The 735-nt window shown below is 58.0% G+C and carries 1 protein-coding gene; it reads left to right on the forward strand.

Annotated features, from left to right (window positions below; genetic code table 11):
• Nucleotides 1-735 (forward strand): IS1634 family transposase (locus tag GZ1_RS17785; protein WP_157074405.1); only part of this gene is annotated, 735 nt, incomplete at both ends.

A 735-nucleotide genomic window follows, 5' to 3' on the forward strand; every position in this document is an offset into this window, starting at 1 on the left:
AGAAGGCCTTTCCCTCCGAGCCTTCCACGCCGATACGACGGACAAGACCGTTTACGGCGCGTATGAATCGGCCTCGTTAGAGGCCTTACAAATCACACATGGCTACAACCGCCATCATCGTTGGCAAAAACAGATCGGTTTCGGACTGGTCGGCAACGAGGACGGCATCCCGTTTTACGGCGATGTGCACGATGGCAACCTGCCCGATAAAACATGGAATCCCGAGGTGCTGTCTCGTGTCCATGAACAGCTGAAGCAGGCCAAAATCGAAGACGAATGGATTTACGTGGCCGATTCCGCCGCGATGACGAAAGAGACCCTGGCGCAAACCAAAGCGGCCAACGCCTTTTTGATCACCAGAGGCCCTTCGTCGCTCCGGATCGTGAAAACCGCGCTGGCCGAAGCGGATGCTGAGGACACGACGTGGAGCGATCCCTTTACGTTGGCGGAGAGAAACGGCGCCACGTACCGGGTATGGGAAACGGCCTCGACGTATGAAGGCCACCCCGTTCGGCTGATCGTTGTTGAATCGAGCGCGCTCGACCAGCGAAAAGGAAAGACGCTTGAAAAAGAACGAACCAAAGAAGCGGAGCTTCTTCGCGAGGAACAAGCCCGTTGGGAGCGTCACCCCTTCTCCTGCCGGGAAGATGCCGAACAAGCCTTGGCGTCCCTCAAGGCGTCCCTTCGCCCCCGGTTTCATCGGGTTGAGGCCGCGGTCGAAGAGATCGTACGCCT

It is taken from the genome of Geobacillus zalihae NBRC 101842, assembly GCF_001544135.1.
GTDB classification, from domain to species: domain Bacteria; phylum Bacillota; class Bacilli; order Bacillales; family Anoxybacillaceae; genus Geobacillus; species Geobacillus zalihae.